The 2,944-nt window shown below is 78.2% G+C and carries 2 protein-coding genes; both read right to left on the bottom strand.

Features of this window, described 5'->3' with window-relative positions; all coding sequences use genetic code 11:
- The coding region (locus NH342_RS22560; protein WP_253018549.1) for a UvrD-helicase domain-containing protein at positions 1-1,218 on the bottom strand (1,218 nt) is incomplete at its 3' end.
- A partial coding sequence (locus tag NH342_RS22555; RefSeq protein ID WP_253018547.1) for a UrvD/REP family ATP-dependent DNA helicase occupies positions 1,215-2,944 on the bottom strand: 1,730 nt, incomplete at its 5' end. The genes NH342_RS22560 and NH342_RS22555, both read right to left, overlap by 4 nt.

The following is a 2,944-nucleotide window of genomic DNA, read 5'->3' as shown; positions in this document are numbered from 1 at the left end:
GGCGGTCAGGTCGGGCAGCGGGGCGGCCTGCGCGGGCTGGGGCAGGTCGGCCGCGACCCGGTTGGCGACGGCGAGCACGGCGTGGTCGTTGCGCCAGCTGGTCGACAGCGTCAGCCGTGCGGCGGGGCGGTCGGGCGCCCCGGGGAAGGTGCGGGGGAACCGCTCGATGGTGCCCGAGGACGCGCCCCGCCAGCCGTAGATGGACTGCCGGGGGTCACCCACGGCGAGCACGGGGTGGTGGCCGGCGCCGCCGAACAGCGCCTCGAGCATGCGCAGCTGGCCCACGGAGGTGTCCTGGTACTCGTCGAGCAGCACCACCCGCCACCGCGCCCGCTCCCGCCGGCCGACGTCGGGCGAGCCGGTGGCCACCCGGGCGGCCGAGGCGACCTGGTCGGCGTAGTCGATGGCACCGGCGGCACGCTTGCGGGCCTCGAACGCCTCGACCATCGGCAGCAGCGCCACCCGGGCCCGCTGCCGGCCCAGCATCTTCAGCACGTCGGCGTAGGGCCCCTTGGTCCGGCCGGTCACCGGGTAGGCGTGCACCTGGTCGTGCAGCTGCCCGGTCCAGCGGCGCAGCTGGTCGGGGGTCACGTCGTGCTCGCCCAGCTCGGCGGCCAGCTGCAGGACGTCCTCGGTCGTGCTGACCAGGCCCAGGGCGACGTCGGCCATGTCGCCGGTGTGCGCGGCGACGACGGTGGCGGCCTGGCCCCAGCACATGGCCGGACCCAGCACGCCGGCGCCGGGCTCCACCCCGATGCGCAGGCCGTGCTCGGCGACGATGCCGGCCGCGTAGCCGTGGTAGGTGGCCACCGTGGGGGTGGCCACCTCCAGGCGGGCACGCAGGTCGGGGTCGGTGTCGGGGTGGGCGGCGAGGGCGGTGAGCCGCAGCCGGATGCGGGCACCGAGCTCACTGGCCGCCTTGCGGGTGAAGGTCAAGCCCAGCACCGCCTCGGGGGCGACGAGCTGGTTGGCCACCAGCCAGGCCACCCGGGCGGCCATGGTCTCGGTCTTGCCGGACCCGGCGCCGGCGACGACGACCATCGGGCGGTCGACGGGGGCCTGCACCACCGCGGCCTGCTCGGCCGAGGGCGCGTAGGACAACCCGCACCGCCGGGCGACCTCGGCCGGGTCGAGCAGCTCGGGCACCGCCGCCGGCCCCGGCGCCACGAAGCCGGGCAGGTCCAGGGCGAGCTGGCCGTCGGCAGCGCGCCGGCTCACCGGGTCACCTGCCGGCCGGCCTCCTGCAGCGGACAGCTGCGGCGGAAGGAGCAGCGGTCGCAGTCGGCGTCGGTGCGGACCTCGAAGGTGGCCGCGCCCATGCCCTCCCCCACCTCGGCGACCAGCTCCCCGGCCCAGGTCGCGGTGGCCGGCACGTCGGCGGGCAGCGCCGGCTGGGTGTGCTCCTTCGCCGCCTTCTGCGCGCCCCCGACCTGCAGCAGCGCCGCGCCGCCGGGCACGGTGCCGTGCCCGGCGAAGGCGCCCTCGGCGACGGCGACCTGGTAGGCGGCGAGCTGCCCGTGCTCCTCGACGGTGCGCGGCGCGGTCCTGCCGGTCTTGAGGTCGACCACCACGAGGCGGCCGTCGGCATCGCGCTCGAGCCGGTCCACCTGACCGCGCAGCCGGGCCCGACCGACGACGACGTCGAAGTCCTCCTCGGCGGCCACCAGGTCGCGGTCGGCGCGGGCGTGCCAGGCGAGGAACTTGGCCAGCATCTCCTGGGCCCGTTCCCGCTGCCGCTGGTCGAACCAGCCCGGGCCCAGGTCCAGGAGGTCGAGCTCGGCGGCGAGGACCGCGGGCGCCTGCTCGGCAGGCAGGCCCTCGGCGACCTGCTGCGCGACGTCGTGCACCGCAGAACCCACGGTGCGGGTGGTCTCGGGCGACGCCTCGGCCCCGACCGCGCCGAGCACCCAGCGCAGCGGGCAGCGCTGGAAGGTGTCGATGGCCGAGGGCCGCACCCGCACGACCGCGTCCTCGGGAGTCAGCGGGGCGTCGTCGGAGAGCTCCGCCAGGCCCCACCAGCCGGCCGGGTCGGCGCCGGGGACCCGCTCCTGCGCGAGCCGGCGCAGCACCGCGGCTGCGCTGGCGCGCCGGGCGGCCGGGGTGTGCGGGTCGGTGAGCGCCCGCCGGAGGTCCGCGACCAGCGCGGGCAGCGTGAGGGCACGCGGCAGCGGGGTGCGCGGCCGCACGCCGTCGCCGTCGGCCGGCGGCGGGGCGACCAGGTCCAGGAACCGGGAGGCGTTGGCGCCCACGTCGCCGCCGTCGAGGCCGGCGTCGACGGCGGTCACGACGAGGCGTCGCCGGGCCCGCGTGACCGCGACGTAGAACAACCGGCGCTCCTCGGCCAGCGCCAGGGTGCGCCGGTCCAGGGCGACCGGGTCGGCACCGGAGGAGACGTCGGCCAGGTCCTCGGCGCCGAGCAGGCTCGCGCGGGTGCGCAGGTCGGGCCACACGCCCTCCTGGACGCCGGCCACGCACACCAGGTCCCATTCCAGCCCCTTGGCGGCGTGCGCCGTGAGCACCCGCACGGTCTCCCCGGCCGGGGCACGCGCCGCCCCGCCGTCCCCGGGCAGCTCCTGGGCGCCGAAGTGGTCGACGAAGTCGGCGACCTGCGCCCCGGGCAGGCGGTCGACGAAGCGGGCGGCGGCGTCGAACAGGGCCACGACGGCGTCGAGGTCGCGGTCGGCGACCGCACCGGCAGGACCACCCGCGGCGCTCGCGGCGGCCCACCGCGGGGACAGGCCGCTGGCCTGCCACATCGCCCACAGCACGTCCTCGGCCGACCCGCCCCGCAGCAGCGCGACCCGGCCGGCGGCCAGCACGCCGGCGACCCGGGAGGCCGGCCGGGCCACCGGCTGGGGCACCTCGTCCAGCAGCGTGGCGTCGGCGAGCAGGTCGGCCAGCGGGGTGCCGCGCTGCGCCGGGTCGACACCCCGCTCGACCAGGG

The organism is Klenkia sp. PcliD-1-E, assembly GCF_024124375.1.
In the GTDB taxonomy this organism is placed as follows: domain Bacteria; phylum Actinomycetota; class Actinomycetes; order Mycobacteriales; family Geodermatophilaceae; genus Klenkia.
This window is presented reverse-complemented; position numbering and strand designations above follow the sequence as displayed.